This is a genomic window from Pseudomonas sp. W2Jun17 (genome assembly GCF_023127795.1).
In the GTDB taxonomy this organism is placed as follows: domain Bacteria; phylum Pseudomonadota; class Gammaproteobacteria; order Pseudomonadales; family Pseudomonadaceae; genus Aquipseudomonas; species Aquipseudomonas synxantha_A.
The window spans coordinates 348,179-363,246 of the sequence record NZ_SPKO01000029.1 but is presented as its reverse complement, the minus strand read 5'-3'; the positions used below and the strand labels follow the sequence as shown (position 1 = coordinate 363,246).

The window sequence follows — 15,068 nt, the reverse complement described above, 5'->3', positions numbered from 1 at the left end:
CGAACAGCCCCAGGTAACCCGTCAGCACCGGTCAGTGGGCCGGGTAGTCGGCCACCACCACATCCTTGCCTTCACGGGTCAGACCGATGACTTGATACGCCTCGCTACGCCCTTCCACTTCCATACCCGGCGAGCCCAAAGGCATGCCCGGTGCGGCAAGACCCAGCAGGTCATGACGCTGGCGCAAGGCCAACACCTGCTCGGCGGGTACATGGCCTTCGACGAACTTGCCGTCGATCACAGCGGTATGGCACGAACCGAGGCGCGGGGCGACGCCCAGGCGTTGCTTGACCGCGCTCATGTCTGCTTCAACGTGGTCGTTGACCTTGAAACCGTTGTTTTCCAGATGGCTGATCCATTTTTTGCAGCAACCGCAATTGGCATCGCGGTGTACATCGATGGGAATCAGCTCGGCGGCCTGGGCCAGGGGGGTGGCAAGCAGGGTGCAGAGCAAGGCCAATCGCAATGGGTTTTTCATCAGGGGGCTCACTGAAAGCGCAGCAATAAACCGCGCATTCTCCCTGCTTTTTACACTGAGACGCGCTGGTAATGTTTCTAAATTATACGAAGCCTGGGCTTTCCAACCGCTGCTTGAGCTGGTCCAGGGCAATGGCGGAGAGTTTGATCATGCGTTTGTGCAAGGTAGCGAGTTGCAGTTCGGTTTCATACGTCAATACGCGCTTGAACCGAGTGCCACCCTGATGGGCTTGCAAAAAATAATGGATACACCCGTCCACCGCCAGTGAGGTGAACACGGTCCTGAACTCATCGGGGCAGCGGGCAATTTGCACGCGGTAGCTCATAGATACGCGAATGCCCAGCAGATCGATGTCTTCAGTAAAGCGCGAGCCGACCGACAACGAGCCGCGGGTGCCGGTGTCGGCGCTGAGGGAGGAGGGGTGCCATTCGTGCCAGCGGTCGGGCTGGGTTACATAATCGTAAACAGTATGGATTGGGGCCTGGATAAAGCGTTCCTGACTGATCTGCTCCAAGCGGATCGGCTGCTCAGTCGCGTGCATGGCACACCTCCTGTGTGGCGGGTTTTTACACTGGGAGCTGTCAGAATAGTCTGGCTCCCGCGCTTCGCACGGGAGTATTCAGGCCGTTGATCAGCACGCTGAAAATTAGATATCCAACAGGGCCATCACTTCCTTGGGGTAGCGCAAACCGGCGGTTGCATCGGCCGGGAAGATTGCATCCAGCCCAGCCAGTTCGTCCTTGCTGAGGGTGATCGATACCGCCGCGACATTCTCTTGCAAGTAGGTACGCCGCTTGGTCCCGGGGATTGGGATGATGTAGTCACCTTGGGCCAATACCCAGGCCAGTGCCAGTTGCTCGGCCGTCACGGATTGGTTGGTGTACTTGCGTGCTCGGCCCGGCACGGGTTTACAAGGTTAGGCTTGTGCCCTGCGATAGGCGCCAGGTTGCTGCCCGGTGACTTTATGAAAGGCCCGGGTAAATGCGGCCACCGACTGATACCCGGCTGCCAGCGAGACCTCGGCCACGGTCTGGTCCGCCTTGAGCAGCCCACAGGCATGGCGCATACGTATCACCAGCAATACCTGCCCCGGCGACTGCCCGCATAACTCCCTGAAACGCTTGAAGAACGCCGAACGGGATAACCCCGTGCACGCCGCCATGCTTTCCAGGCTCCAGGGCTCGGCCGGGCGCGCAATCAGCTGCTCCAGCAGGCCGGCAAATGCCGGTTGCCGGCCCAGCGCTGCCAGGCCACCCAGCTCAGTGTTGTCGATGACTTGCTGGCGCAGTACATATAAAAACAACAAGTGGCAAAGACGTTCGAGCAAGGCCGAGGAGGGCGCGGGTAGGCGCTCGCACTCCTGCAGGATCAATTCGAACAGATTGCGCGCAGCGGTCAACGATGGATCACCGGCACGCAGGATGATCCAGGCGGGCAGGCTGTCGACAATCATCGCCGACAAGCCGGATTGGAAATGGAAGAAGCCGCAAACCAGGCCCACGCCATCCATGGCACTGCTATCGAGGGGCAGCATCGGCCGGCGAGGGCACTCTTGGGCGCTTGCCGCGATACTTTCCCCGGACAACCGATAGGCCAGGTCACGCAGTAGAAACACGGCGTCACCATTGTTCAGGTGCCGGGACGTTGGATCACCGTCGATATGCAGCCAGCAATCGCCCTGCACGATCAAATGGAAGCTTGCCTGGGCCAGGCTGTGCGTGCTGGCGTGCCAGTCACCGCAGTAGCGGCCGACGTGAAACAAATTGGTATTGAGTTCAAGGCTATCTAATAACCAATCGACAAGAGTGCTGGACGAATTCATCTAATGGAAAGACTCAAGAGCAAGTAATCGCTACTTTAGCCTATTGAGCGATTTTTTTAGAACCAACAGACTGGCGCACTCGAACCCAACAGGAGACCACTCCATGTCCCGTGTACCGTTGCTCACCCCTGACACCGCCCCGGAAGCGGCGAAACCTTTCCTGGAAAATGCGCAGAAGGCCTCGGGTTTCATTCCTAATCTGCTGGCGGTGTTGGCCAATGCACCGGCGGCGCTGGAAACCTATATCACTGTCTCCGGCTTGAATGCCAAGGCCGAACTGAGCCTGGCCGACCGCGAAGTGGTGCAGTTGATTGCTGCTACTACCCACGGGTGCGATTTCTGTGTCGCCGGCCACACCGCCGTTGCGCGCAACAAGGCCAAGCTGCCCGAGAACGTGATCGAGGCCCTGCGCCGGCTGGGTGAACTGCCTGATACTCGCTATGAGACACTCGCCGCCTTTACCCGCGAAGTGATCGCCACTCGGGGTGATGTCAGCGATGCCGGCTTTGAGGCGTTTCTCGCGGCCGGCTATACCAAGGGCCACGCGCTGGAGGTCATCCTGGGCGTAAGCCTGGCAACCCTGTGCAATTTCGCTAACGTGTTTGCCCGTACCCCGCTGAACCCGGAACTGGCGCAGTACCGCTGGGAAAAACCGGCAAGCTGAATCGGCGTTGGTCCACCTGCTGTAAAAGGAGAGACATGAATGCTTGACCCAATCTTGAGCCGTTGGCTCGATGTTCAAGCGCAGGCCCTGGACGTGGGCAGTTGCGATCCACAGGAAGTGCTGCCACGCCTGGCAGAAGCCAATATTCTGAAAATCGGTGTGCCCACCCAACTGGGCGGGCTGGGCGGTGATGTGGCGGGTGCCGTCGAGGCCATCGCCAATGTGGCCAGCCATTCCCTGGCGGCGGCATTTGTGTGCTGGGGCCAGCGCTCGTTTATCGAGTACTTGTTGCAGAGCCCCAATCAGCGTCTGCGCGAACACCTGATGCCGGACCTGCTCAGCGGCAAGTTGGCCGGAGCCACCGGGCTGTCGAATGCGATGAAGTTCATATCGGGTATCGAGTCGTTGCAGATCAGCGCCGAGCCCAACGAGCATGGCTGGACGCTCAACGGTCGTCTGCATTGGGTGACCAACCTGCGCAAGAATGGTTTTGTCGCCGCAGCTGCTATCGAACATGCGGGCGGTGGTACGCCGTTTATCCTGGCGATCCCGGATTCAGTGGCGGGCTTGCAGCGCTCCCGCGATCTGGAGCTGCTTGGGTTGCAATCGAGCAACACCGCTGCCCTTGGCCTGGAAGGCGTGGAGCTGAGCCGTGACTGGTTGCTGCACGAGGACGCGCGCAAGTTCCTGCCGGCAGTGCGCCCGGCGTTCCTTGGTTTGCAGTGCGGCATGTCGATTGGCCTGGCCCGCCGCTCCCTGGCCGAGGTGGCCAATCATCTGGGGGCCAGCCGCACGGTGTTGCGCGAAGAGCTGGAAGCCTTGCGGGCGACGCTGGACCATCTGGTCAGCGAGCTCAAGAGCGGGTTGCTGGCTGGGCGTTTTGCTGCCGAGCCGATCCCCTTGTTCAAGCTGCGCATTGCCCTGGCAGAAACCGCCGCCAGCGCCGTGCAGCTTGAACTGCAGGCCAGTGGCGGCAAAGCCTACCTCACCGCCCACGGTAGTGGCTTTGCGCGGCGCTGGCGCGAGTCGGCATTTGTGCCGATTGTGACGCCCAGCCTGGTGCAACTGCGCACTGAGTTGCAGCGCCAGGCCAACCTATGAGCCAGGCGGTCATGACGGCCCAGGGGATTTGCCTGGGGTATGCCAGCGGCCCGGTACTGCAAGGGTTTGACTTGCAGTTGCAGGCGGGCGAAGTGGTGTCGATCCTGGGGCCCAGCGGCGTGGGCAAATCCAGCCTGCTGCGTGTGCTTGCCGGCTTGCAGCTACCCCAGGCCGGTCGTGTGCATGTGTTGGGCGAACCCTTGAGCGGTCCGCACCCACGGGTGGCGGTGGCCTTTCAAGACCCCAGCCTGTTGCCCTGGTTGAACCTGGAAAAAAACGTCGCCTTCGGCCTGGACTTCGCCCGCCAGCCGCACCTGAGTGTTGAAGAGCGCCGCCGTCGTGTCGACCACGCCATCGCGGCGGTAGGCCTGGAACATGCGCGCCAGCAGTTCCCGGCGCAACTGTCCGGCGGCATGGCCCAGCGCACCGCGCTGGCCCGCTGCCTGGCCCGCCAGCCTCAAGTGCTGCTGCTGGATGAGCCCTTCGGCGCGCTGGACGAAGTGACCCGCGCCGACATGCAGCACCTGCTGCTCAAGGTCAACCGTGAGCAAGGTTCGGCGGCGGTATTGATCACCCATGACATTGACGAGGCGCTACTGCTGTCCGACCGCATCCTGCTACTGGGTAACCGCCCGGCGCGGACGTTGGGTGAATGGCATATCGACTTGCCGCAACCTCGGGACGAACAGGTCGAGGCCATCGGCGCGCTGCGTATCGATATTCTGAAAACCTTACGGCAGGCGAGCCGCCCTCAACCCAACCCCCTTGAACAACAGGAGCTTAGCCATGTGTCTGGATGACCTGACCCACTCGCGCCGTGACTTTCTCAAACTATCGGCGGTGCTCAGTGCCGCCGGCGCCTTGCCGCTGTTGAGCAGCCTGCAGGCGCGTGCCGCCAATGAGCCCGACGCGCCGGTGCGTATCGGTTATCTGCCGATCACCGACGCCACGCCGTTGCTGGTTGCCCACAACAACGGCCTGTTCGAAGCCGAAGGCATCAAGGCCGAACGTCCGGTGCTGTTGCGCAGTTGGGCTCAGGTGATCGAGGCGTTCATCTCAGGGCAGGTCAACGTGATTCATCTGCTGTCACCGATGACCGTGTGGGCGCGCTACGGCAGCAAGGTGCCGGCCAAAGTCGTGGCCTGGAACCATGTGGGCGGCTCGGGCCTGACCGTATCGCCAGGCATAACCGACGTGAAGCAACTGGGCGGCAAGTCGGTGGCGATTCCGTTCTGGTACTCGATCCATAACGTGGTGGTGCAGCAACTGTTCCGCGACAACGGCCTCACGCCGGTGACGCGTGCGACCGGCAGTTCGATTGCCGCCAATGAAGTCAACCTGATCGTATTACCGCCGTCGGACATGCCGCCCGCACTGGCCAGCAAGCGCATCGACGGCTATATCGTCGCCGAGCCGTTCAACGCGCTGGCCGAGAACCTCAAGGTCGGCCGCGTGCAGCGCTTTACCGGTGATGTATGGCGCAACCACGCGTGCTGCGTGGTGTTCATGCACGAGCACGACCTGACCAACCGCCCGGAGTGGTCGCAGAAGGTGGTGAACGCCATCGTCAAGGCCCAGGTGTGGACCCGCGACAACCGCGAAGAGGCGGTGAAACTCTTGTCCAAGGATGGCCCGAACCGTTACACGCCACACGCCGAGCCGGTGTTGAGCAAGGTCCTGGCTCCGGTTGCCAGCGACCGTGCCGGCTATGTGAAAGACGGCGCGATCCAGCACGCCAATTGGGACGAGCACCGCATCGACTTTCAGCCTTATCCCTTCCCCAGTTACACCGAAGAACTGGTGCGCCGCCTCAAAGACACGCTGATCGAAGGCGACAAGAAGTTTCTTGCCGATCTCGATCCGGCATTCGTCGCGAAGGACCTGGTGGACGACCGTTTCGTGCGTCAAGCGATCGAAGCGGTGGGCGGCATGAAAACCTTCGGCTTGCCGGACGGCTATGAGCGGCATGAGGAGATTGGCGTTTGAACAACGGTAGAATCCTGGGCTGGTCGCTGGGGTTGAGCGGCTTGGCAGGTTTGATGTTGCTGTGGTGGCTGGGTGTGAAAGTGTTCGGCGAGGCCGATGGCCTGTCGGCGCGTTTTTCGCTGGCGGCCACCGCAAGCAGCCTGTGGGAACTGCTTGGGCGCAGCGAGCTGTACCTGCACATTGCCGTGAGCCTCAAGCGCATTTTTGTCGGGCTGTTTCTAGCACTGTTAGTGGGGGTGCCACTGGGGCTGCTGGTGGGCAGTTCGCGCAATCTGGAGGCGGCGACCACGCCGGCCTTCCAGTTTCTGCGGATGATTTCGCCGTTGTCCTGGATGCCGATCGTGGTGATGCTCATGGGGGTAGGCGACCAGCCGATCTATTTCCTGCTGGCGTTTGCCGCGGTATGGCCGATCGTGCTCAACACCGCAGCCGGCGTGCGTCAACTCGACCCGCGTTGGTTGCAGTTGAGCAAGAGCCTGAGTGCCACGCGCTGGGAGACGTTGCGTCGAGTCATCATTCCTGGTGTGGTCGGGCATGTGCTGACCGGCGTACGCCTGGCCATCGGTATCCTATGGATCGTGCTGGTGCCGTGCGAGATGCTCGGGGTCAGTGCAGGGCTGGGCTATTACATCCTCGATACCCGTGATCGCCTGGCGTATTCGGAGTTGATGGCGATGGTGGTGGTGATCGGGCTGTTGGGGTTCGCGCTGGATGCGCTGGCACGTGGGCTGCACCAGCGCTGGGTGCAGCGGGGATAAACACGCACATTCGAGCGACACACTGTCGCTCGAAGCGCAGGGCAGGGTTAAACCTGAATAACCAGGTCACCTGGCAAGTCTGTGGGGGAGAGAGGGTTTCCTACGTTGGGCGAAGGTTTGTCGAAGACCCCGATACTGATGCTGCCTGTCATCTCGGCCAAGCCCGGAACACCCTCAGTGGTATTCATGTGTGATTGACCGACCAAGGCAAGCCACTTTTCCGTTCCGGAGTTGGCCTGGATCACTTCTGACGCATAGTAATTGAACTCTTCGAGGCGTTGCCTGGAGCCGAACCCTGTCTCGGTGCGGCCTAGTTTTGCGTCTTTATGCCGGGTTAAATAATAGTGATCAAGCGGCAACACTTCGATGCCATGCAATTCGAATTTGGCTTTGAGCTCGTCAAATGTCGGTTGGGTGCGAGGGAGGTCGGGATTGGCAAGGTTGCCGATGCCATCATCGACAATGCCCTTGGAAGGTAAGTCGATGACGCCCTCGAAATAGATCTTCTTCACCCCCTCCTGTTTGAATTTCTCAACGTTGTCGAAGAGCAACTTAAAGCTGGCCATCTCTTTATGGGACTCTCCGAACACGATGCCATTGGAAACTTTCAGTGCCTCTGTGATCACTTCGGCTGCGGGCGCGGTCTTGGAGATTTGCGGCGCCACTATGCGTGGTGGCAGGGCGCCCTCTTTGAGGGCGTCATAGGTCTCGTACATTTCCTCGATGAATTTTTTCAGGGTTTCATCTTTGCCGTCACCGCGCAGGAAGTGCCCTGGCTCCAGTTTCCCTTTCATGCTTTCTACATAGCTGCCTTTGGGCAGCTCCTTTCTTGTGACTTTGCTGCTGATCCTGGGACGTGTAGGTCGACCTATCGGGTCGAATCGATGCGCTTGCGAATGACTCGGGGCGTATGCCACAGGCATGTAAGTATGCGTCGGAACGAACGCATCGAGAGGCGGGCCGTAAGGCTCCCGGGTGCCCGCATCCACGGCGTACCATTTGCCCTCATGTAGAACGGCAGAGGCTTCCAGGTTTTTGTCACCACGCTTGAACAGGCCGATAGCGACATCATCGAAGGGCGCGCCTGCCTCGATCAGGTCGCTGCCCCTGGCCATGCCTCGCAGACGCTGTATGCCGTCACCGGCGGCGCCGGCACCTGCCAGGGCCAGCTTGCCGGCGCCCACCGCCGCATCGCCTAAACCACCCAGCGGATTGAAAGCGCTCAAGACGTCGGCGCCGATTATTCGGGTGGCGCGCGCCAGTTTGCTGATGGCGTTGCTGGTTTTATGCGCGCCCTTCAGCAGTTTTGACGCGGTGCCCACGCCGGCAGTGAGAAAACCGAAGGCGTCAAATGCCAGATCGACAGCCGCATCTTTATAGTTGCCATTACGCCAATTGACGATGGCCGTTCTCAGCGGAATCAGATCGAGGATAAATTCGCCGATGGTATTGAGGGTGTCACGGTTCCTCTCCGTAGACGTCCTACCTTCTGCTTGCCGCCTGACGGCGTCACTGTCGATGCCCTGCGCGTTGACTATCATCTGGGCGATGTCGTGGATGCGTGGGTTTTTGAATGTATTGACAGGGGGGCCTTCTCGGGTCTTTTCGACACCCAGATTATTCAGGTTCTTGCTGAGTGGGAGCGCTTCGATCTTGGTGACTTCATTGGCTATGTATTCATCCGCTGCGATGCGTCCCGAAGAAGCTTTTTTGATAGTCGCGGTGACCGGGTCGAATTCGTAAACGTGTTTCTCGCCCTTGAGCTCTGCTTGCATCAAAACTCTTGGGCTGGTGTGGAACAGTTTGTTTGGCCAAAACGGAATGGGCGAGCTGCGGTAGGTGTTCTCTTGATAAAAACTAAGCTTTGCGTTGTTTAAAATCTCTCGATCTGCGACAGGCAACTGGGTAATGGCATTCATCCACGTGTAATGGTGGATTTTTTTACAATGGGTCGTTACTTCGGCGAATTGTTTATCAAATTCCTGGGGGACGTTGAAGTGTGGGCTGTGGGTGAAAAGAGCGACGGCACCCAGGTTGACGCCCTTGGTGTTATTGCGGATCACCCAGTCGTTGGTGTTGATTTTCAGCCCTTGCATGGTGAGCTCGCGCAGCGAGTAGAGAGGGCCGAAGCGTTGGCCCTTTAGCCCCATCTTGTGATAATTCAGACAAAAGAGTTTGTCATCCAGAGGAAAGTCATCACCCAAGTGCTGCTGGATTCGTTCTTGTGCCATTCTTTCTCGATTCGGCAAGGGCTTGTCGAGCAAAGCGGACGCCTCTTTCAACGCTTCATGTTGAGCATTGAAAGCTTTGCGGGCGTACTCGAAATCCTCCGCGGTGTAGTGTGCGTCGTCGAGGCGGTAGATCACGTCGTTGGCCACACACCAGTCAATCAGTGCATTTTTCTTTGCCGCTTCACTGGCTGGGTATTGCGACGGGTCTGCGCACATCACTTCGGCGAAGCTCATGTTCATCGTCCTCCCGGGCGTGTGGGCTTCGATACCGGCCACCGCGATACATAAGTTTGCCCACGCCTGGCTGTGGCAACGTACTGACGCTGGAATGTCTTTGATCAAAAACTGGGGGGCGACCCGCATCAGCAGCAACCGGGCTGCCAGCGCGGCGGTAGCAGGGGAAGTACGGCCAGTGCTGCTCAGGTGATTGGCAAGGGCCTCAACCACGGAGGCGGGCGATGAGTCCCTGTGGATTTCGACGCCCAAATCAAAGCCGGCCACTATGTTTCGATTGGATTTTTGATCCAGCGCTTCAGGGTCGAGGCTCAAATGGATGGTCGCCAGCACATAGTCATTGGCGCTGCTGCTTGTGGCAATCCCGCCCACACTGGCTTGAACCGCGGCGCCTAGCGCTGCGGCTTGCGGTGAGTCGAGCAGTTTCTCCAGCGCGGCAGCAGGGTCTTGCATCAGTTGTGGAGACAGGGTGACGGCGTTGGCAAGGTAGTCCAGGGCGCCGACGCCAGGCTTGGGCAGTGGCAAGCCTGGCAGATTCGCGCTATTCGACGCGATGACATTGTAGGCCGTGCGCTGATGTTCAATGCTCAATGGCAGCGTCCAGGCCAGAGCACCACTCAAGTTGCCCAATGGGTGCTTCTGGACGTGCTCGCAGAGGTTCTGGGCAAGCTCCTGCAGCTCTACTCGGGTCTTGGGATAGTAAGGGCTTGCTGCTTTGATGAGCGATTCGAGGCTGGCGGTGCGTGGGGACGCATCGGCGGACGCAAGCGTGAGATGGGTGGACAGGAAATACGCGGCCACGGCCTCTGGCGTTGCGTCTTCGGGCAGTTTCTCCAGCGCCGTATCGAGGGCCTTGGCAAGGTTATGCAGCTCCTGGCGGTCGCTTAATTTTTTTCTCAGTGTCTGGCGTCCATCCGGCAGCGCTGGCTCAGCGGTGGCGGTGGTATCGCCCACCTGAGCGTCAACATCTGGCGGTGTTTGAGGAAGGTCGGTAGATAGCGGCGAAAGTCGCAAATTACGAAGTGGGGCAGCATGTTGAATGTTCACAGTCACTCACCTTTCAGGCATGGAAACGTCAACGCTCCAAAAGGCTACATACCTGTAGCCTGAGCGCACTGATTCGTGTGCGCTCTGGGCATTACGGTTCCCGCATGGCTACCTGTGGTGTGTGAGAAATCAAGTCAGCAAGACGCGAGAAGATTGCCCTCTCAACGATTAAAACCGACGGCCCGTGTGAGCGCCGAACAAGCCAAAATTTTTGATCGCCTGTAACATGAGACGCAGCCGACCCGGTTCGTCCCGATTTTCGGGTATGTGCGGCGAAACACAGCGGATACATTCTTTAAGGTTCAGGAACTTCGTCATGACCCAAAAGCAACGCTTGAAATACTCGATTCTGATCGCCCTGGCCGTGCTGGCCTCGATGTTCGGCCTGTCCTACCTGCAGAACATTGGCGTGATCAGCGAAAAGACCTTCCAGTACCTGGCCATTGCGATTGCCGTGGTGGTAGTGGTGATCAACGGCATCATGCGTCGCAAGGTCAAGCCGCACTTCTGATCAGCGCGGCGTGACTCAGGCGCGACCTTCGAGCACTTTGGCAGCCTCTTCATGGAGGCTGTAGCTTTTATCGGCATTGAGGGTGATCACGCCCTCGCTGCACAGACGCTTGAGCACCTCACGCACACTGAGAAACGACAACGGGATGCCCAGCTCCAGCAAGTGGCTGTGCACGCCCCGCACCCCCAGGGTGCGCTGATTGTCGGCGGCGTTGAGGAGGGCGTCGATGACCTTCAGCCGAATCAGGCTGGTGCGCAGACCGAAACACTTGAGCAAATGGCGAATGCGCTGGTTGCCCTGCTGTTCGGGCGCCTTGCCAAAGCCTTGTGAACCGTTGCCATAGCTGGCCTCGGCTGTCGGTGAATGTCCATCCGTGGGCACTTGCGGGTTGTACATGCAAAAACTCCTTATCAGAGCCTGATCAGGAAAATGATGGTGCTCTTATTCAATAAGACGAACGAGAGAGCAAAATCATGAAGTGCCGAATGTAGAAAATTTGTCGGTATCAGGTTTGTCACACTGTCGCCGGCCTGGATAAGCCCCGTTCGTGGCTAAATTCTTCCCGGTTAATTGCGTCCTTACGGTGGGGTAGTTGTATCTACCGAGGGTATTCAATTTGACTGCGGGGTCTGCGTGATTATTTCCAACGGGTTATTCAGGGGCTGCGTGGCAGGGGTGTTGCTGGGGCTGAGCTTTGCGGCCTCGGCGCGCGAGCATGTGGCTCAGGCGTCGGCCGATATTCGCCGTACCACTTACGGCGTGCCACATATCCGCGCCAATGACGAGCGCGGCCTGGGCTTTGGCATCGGTTACGCGTATGCCCAGGACAACCTGTGCCTGCTGGCCAATGAAGTGGTCACGGTGAACGGCGAGCGCGCGCGCTATTTCGGCCCCGAGCAGGCAACCCTGGAGGAACGCAACAACCTTGCCAGCGATGTGTTCTTTACCTGGCTCAATACACCCGGCGCGGTGCAGGCATTCTGGCGTGCGCAGACCCCGCAGATCCGCCAGCGTATCGAAGGCTACGTGGCCGGCTATAACCGCTATTTGAAGGAGCAGGGCGCGCCCGCACAATGCCAGGCGGCGTGGGTACGACCGCTGGTTAAAGAGGATCTGGTCAAACTGACGCGCCGGTTGCTGGTAGAAGGTGGCGTTGGCCAGTTCGCCGAAGCCTTGGTGGGCGCCACGCCGCCCCAAGCCATCGCCGGTGTGCAACCCGGCGCGCAGGCATTTGCACAGGCCGCCGCGCATCAGCAACGCTTCAGCCTCGACCGGGGCAGTAATGCCGTCGCGGTGGGGCGTGATCGTTCTTTCAATGGCCGTGGGATGTTGCTGGCCAACCCGCATTTCCCATGGGTGGGTGGCATGCGTTTCTACGAAATGCACCTGACCATCCCTGGCCAACTGGATGTAATGGGTGCCGCACTGCCAGGTTTACCCGTGGTGAATATCGGCTTCAACCAGCACGTGGCGTGGACGCATACCGTAGACACCTCCAAGCATTTCACCCTGTACCGACTGACCCTGGACCCCAAGGATTCCACGCGCTATATGCTTGACGGCAAGTCCGTTGCCCTGGATAAAACCACGCTGACCGTGCAGGTCAAACAGGCCGATGGCAGCCTCAAGGACGTTGCCCACACCGTCTACAGTTCGCAGTTCGGCCCCGTGGTGCAATGGCCCGGCAAGCTGGACTGGGACAACAAATACGCCTTCAGCCTGCGCGACGCGAACCTGGGCAACGACCGCGTACTGCAACAGTGGCATGCCATGAACCGTGCGGGCAGCATCACTGAGCTGCAAACTGCGGTGCACTCCCTTCAGGGCATCCCATGGGTCAACACCCTGGCTGCCGATGATCAGGGGCAGAGCCTGTACATGAACCTGTCGGTAGTACCCAACGTCAGCGCCGCCAAACTGGCGCAATGCAGCGACCCACGGGCCGGCCTGCAAATGATCATACTCGACGGCAGCCGCAGCGCCTGCGCCTGGGACATCGACCCCAAGGCTGCGCAAGCAGGGATCTTCACGGCGGCGCAGTTGCCGCAGTTGCAACGCACCGACTATGTACAGCACTCCAACGACTCTGCCTGGATGGCTAACCCCGAGGCGCCGCTGAGCGGGTTCTCGCCGGTGATCAGCCAGGACAATATTGGCCTGAGTCCACGCGCACGTTTCGCCCTGCAACGCCTGCAATCCCTGGACAAACAGCCGATCAGCGTCAGCGACCTGCAAAACATGGTCATGGACAACGAGGTGTACCTGGCGGGCCAAGTCATGCCGGACCTGCTCGATTTTTGCGCCAAGCAACTTGGCACCGACGCCGCCGCGCTCCAGCCACTGTGCACCAGCTTGAAAACCTGGGATCGGCGCGCCAACCTCGACAGCGGCATCGGCCTGGTGCACTTCATCAACCTGATGCAGCACGTGCAGCAAACTCCCGATGCCTGGCGTGTCGCCTTCGACCCGGCCCACCCCCTGACCACGCCCCGCGGCCTCGCCATCGATCGCGCGCCGGTGGCCGCCGCGCTGCGTGAAGCCATGCTGGCCTCCAGCGCAGACGTCAACCAACTCGGCCTGAGCCGTTGGGGTGAGATCCAGGTCAGCGGCCAAACCCCCATCCACGGCGGCCCGCAAGAACTGGGTGTCTACAACGCCATGCAAACCGTGCCCCGCGCCGACGGCAAACGCGAGGTCGTCAGCGGTACCAGCTACCTGCAAATCGTCACCTTCGATAACGACGGCCCCAACGCAGTCGGCGTGCTGGCGTTCTCCGAATCCAGCAACCCGGCGTCCCCTTACTCAAAGGACCAGACCCAGGCCTTCTCCGAGAAAAAACTGTGCCCGTTGCCGTTCACCGACGCTCAGATCAAGGCCGATCCGCAATACCAGCTCCACACCGTCAAGGAATAGGGCAGCCCCGCAACCCCTTGATGCCAGAGCAGAATATTTTTTGAAATCAAGGGGTTGCAGGCATAGGCAAATGAGTACATAATGGCGCCCATCGAACGCAATGAAGCATTAAAAACTTCAATGTATTCAATGAGTTAGAGTAGAGGCAGGCTTCACATAGCCCACTCCAGTTTGTATGCGGTGAATGTCAGCGACAAGGGCGTTGATCGTTTGAGGCCGAGTAGCAAAATGGTTATGCAGCGGATTGCAAATCCGCCTACGCCGGTTCGATTCCGACCTCGGCCTCCACTCTTGAAAACCCCGTAGATTAACGTCTACGGGGTTTTTTATTGTCTGTGATTTGGCAACGCTTCCCGTGCACTTATTCAGTGCGTATGTTGGCAAGCGCAGGACTATGTCCGTACTTATCAAAGCTGACCGAGACAACCATGAAACAGAACATTCTTCTTGCAGCCGTTTGCGCTGCACTGATCCAGGGCTGTGCCTCCACCTCCAAAAGCCATGAGGACTCGCCCTCCATGCTCACGACTACCTCGGCTGCTGTAGCCCAGCCGGCTTTACCCGCCTATTACTGGAACCTGGTCTCGGCCAATGATGCCGCGGGTAAACCCCTCATCGCTCTGAACAAAGGCATCGAGCGCAAGTTGCGCGTTTCCTTCGGTGACAAGAATCTGAATATCAGCGGTGGCTGCAACGGCCAGTTCGGCGGCTATCAGTATCAGGATGGGGTGTTGAAAGTGCAGTCACTGGCTTCAACGCTTATGGCTTGCGACAAGAGCCTGATGGACCTTGACGCAGAGGTCGCTCGACTGTTCAAGGGCGACCTGCGTGCTGTCATCACCGGCGACAACGCGGCGCCGACGCTGCAACTGACTACCGCCAACGGCTCGGTGCTCAAGCTGCAGGGCGAGGCTACGCCGCAGACGCGTTACGGGAGCAAGGGTGAGGTCAAATTCCTGGAGGTGGCCGCCAAGACCGTCAAGTGCAGTCACCCGATGATTCCTGACTATCAGTGCCTTCAAGTGCGCGAGCGACGCTATGACGACGCCGGCCTGCAACTTGCGACCCAGGATGCGTGGCATCCGCTGTATCAGTCTATCGAAGGCTTCGAGCATCATGACGGCGTGCGCACTGTACTGCGGGTCAAGCAATACGAATGGAAAAATCCGCCCGCAGACGCACCTTCAAAGGTCTACGTACTGGATATGGTGGTCGAGCAGGACGCTTCCGGGACTAGTCAGTAACCGAGACCCAAAGCCGGTGACGTTCGAGAAAATGGCCGGTTTTCGACGAGTGACAGGTCTAGATCAACGGTTCCAGCTC

The 15,068-nt window shown here is 59.3% G+C and carries 13 protein-coding genes, 1 tRNA gene and 1 pseudogene; 9 read left to right on the top strand and 6 right to left on the bottom strand.

The window, feature by feature from the left end; translation table 11 throughout:
• Positions 1 to 31 precede the first annotated feature (31 nt).
• The 4 genes and pseudogenes from E4O98_RS18915 to E4O98_RS18900 form a co-directional block, all read right to left on the bottom strand.
• Positions 32 to 478 carry a DUF411 domain-containing protein gene (locus E4O98_RS18915; RefSeq protein WP_032875638.1) on the bottom strand — a complete coding sequence of 149 codons (447 nt, stop codon included), beginning with the start codon at positions 476 to 478 and terminating at the stop codon, positions 32 to 34.
• Positions 479 to 560: 82 nt separating this feature from the next.
• The gene (locus tag E4O98_RS18910) at positions 561 to 1,019 is read right to left on the bottom strand and encodes an SRPBCC family protein (RefSeq protein ID WP_248135957.1); all 459 of its coding nucleotides are present in this window, start codon (positions 1,017 to 1,019) and stop codon (positions 561 to 563) included.
• 105 nt (positions 1,020 to 1,124) lie between these two features.
• A pseudogene (locus E4O98_RS18905) lies at positions 1,125 to 1,355 on the bottom strand (aldo/keto reductase); the annotation flags it as partial.
• Between the two features lie 39 nt (positions 1,356 to 1,394).
• Complete coding sequence (locus tag E4O98_RS18900) at positions 1,395 to 2,300, bottom strand: AraC family transcriptional regulator (protein ID WP_032875630.1); 906 nt, start codon at positions 2,298 to 2,300, stop codon at positions 1,395 to 1,397.
• Between the two features lie 103 nt (positions 2,301 to 2,403).
• Between E4O98_RS18900 and E4O98_RS18895 the strand changes: the two genes are divergently transcribed.
• From E4O98_RS18895 to E4O98_RS18875, 5 genes are read left to right on the top strand one after another with little or no spacing between them, the layout of a single operon-like run.
• A complete protein-coding gene (locus tag E4O98_RS18895) occupies positions 2,404 to 2,964 on the top strand; it encodes a carboxymuconolactone decarboxylase family protein (protein WP_032875627.1) in 561 nt (186 codons plus the stop codon).
• 39 nt (positions 2,965 to 3,003) lie between these two features.
• Positions 3,004 to 4,065 (top strand): acyl-CoA dehydrogenase family protein, encoded by a 1,062-nt coding sequence (locus E4O98_RS18890; RefSeq protein WP_032875625.1) that lies wholly within the window; start codon positions 3,004 to 3,006, stop codon positions 4,063 to 4,065.
• Positions 4,062 to 4,865, top strand: a complete 804-nt coding sequence (locus E4O98_RS18885) for an ABC transporter ATP-binding protein (RefSeq protein WP_005788050.1) — start codon at positions 4,062 to 4,064, stop codon at positions 4,863 to 4,865. Before E4O98_RS18890 ends, E4O98_RS18885 begins: the two co-directional genes overlap by 4 nt.
• Positions 4,852 to 6,051, top strand: a complete 1,200-nt coding sequence (locus E4O98_RS18880; RefSeq protein WP_223018384.1) for an ABC transporter substrate-binding protein — start codon at positions 4,852 to 4,854, stop codon at positions 6,049 to 6,051. Before E4O98_RS18885 ends, E4O98_RS18880 begins: the two co-directional genes overlap by 14 nt.
• 53 nt (positions 6,052 to 6,104) lie before the next feature.
• Complete coding sequence (locus tag E4O98_RS18875) at positions 6,105 to 6,809, top strand: ABC transporter permease (protein WP_223018390.1); 705 nt, start codon at positions 6,105 to 6,107, stop codon at positions 6,807 to 6,809.
• 47 nt (positions 6,810 to 6,856) lie between these two features.
• Here E4O98_RS18875 and E4O98_RS18870 read toward each other — a convergent pair whose 3' ends face one another.
• Positions 6,857 to 10,321, bottom strand: a complete 3,465-nt coding sequence (locus tag E4O98_RS18870) for a membrane-targeted effector domain-containing toxin (RefSeq protein WP_248135955.1) — start codon at positions 10,319 to 10,321, stop codon at positions 6,857 to 6,859.
• Positions 10,322 to 10,637: 316 nt separating this feature from the next.
• Between E4O98_RS18870 and E4O98_RS18865 the strand changes: the two genes are divergently transcribed.
• Positions 10,638 to 10,832 (top strand): hypothetical protein, encoded by a 195-nt coding sequence (locus tag E4O98_RS18865; RefSeq protein WP_005788056.1) that lies wholly within the window; start codon positions 10,638 to 10,640, stop codon positions 10,830 to 10,832.
• Positions 10,833 to 10,847: 15 nt separating this feature from the next.
• On the opposite strand, the gene E4O98_RS18860 is transcribed toward E4O98_RS18865, so the two are convergent.
• A complete protein-coding gene (locus E4O98_RS18860) occupies positions 10,848 to 11,228 on the bottom strand; it encodes a fe2+ zn2+ uptake regulation protein (protein ID WP_103734422.1) in 381 nt (126 codons plus the stop codon).
• A gap of 237 nt (positions 11,229 to 11,465) precedes the next feature.
• On the opposite strand from E4O98_RS18860, the gene E4O98_RS18855 reads away from it, so the two are divergent.
• The 3 genes from E4O98_RS18855 (at position 11,466) to E4O98_RS18845 (ending at position 14,989) form a co-directional block, all read left to right on the top strand.
• A complete protein-coding gene (locus E4O98_RS18855; protein WP_248135953.1) occupies positions 11,466 to 13,745 on the top strand; it encodes an acylase in 2,280 nt (759 codons plus the stop codon).
• A 214-nt stretch (positions 13,746 to 13,959) separates the two neighbouring features.
• Positions 13,960 to 14,033 (top strand) — tRNA-Cys (locus E4O98_RS18850).
• A 230-nt stretch (positions 14,034 to 14,263) separates the two neighbouring features.
• Positions 14,264 to 14,989 (top strand): META and DUF4377 domain-containing protein, encoded by a 726-nt coding sequence (locus tag E4O98_RS18845; protein ID WP_248091495.1) that lies wholly within the window; start codon positions 14,264 to 14,266, stop codon positions 14,987 to 14,989.
• Positions 14,990 to 15,068: the final 79 nt, after the last annotated feature.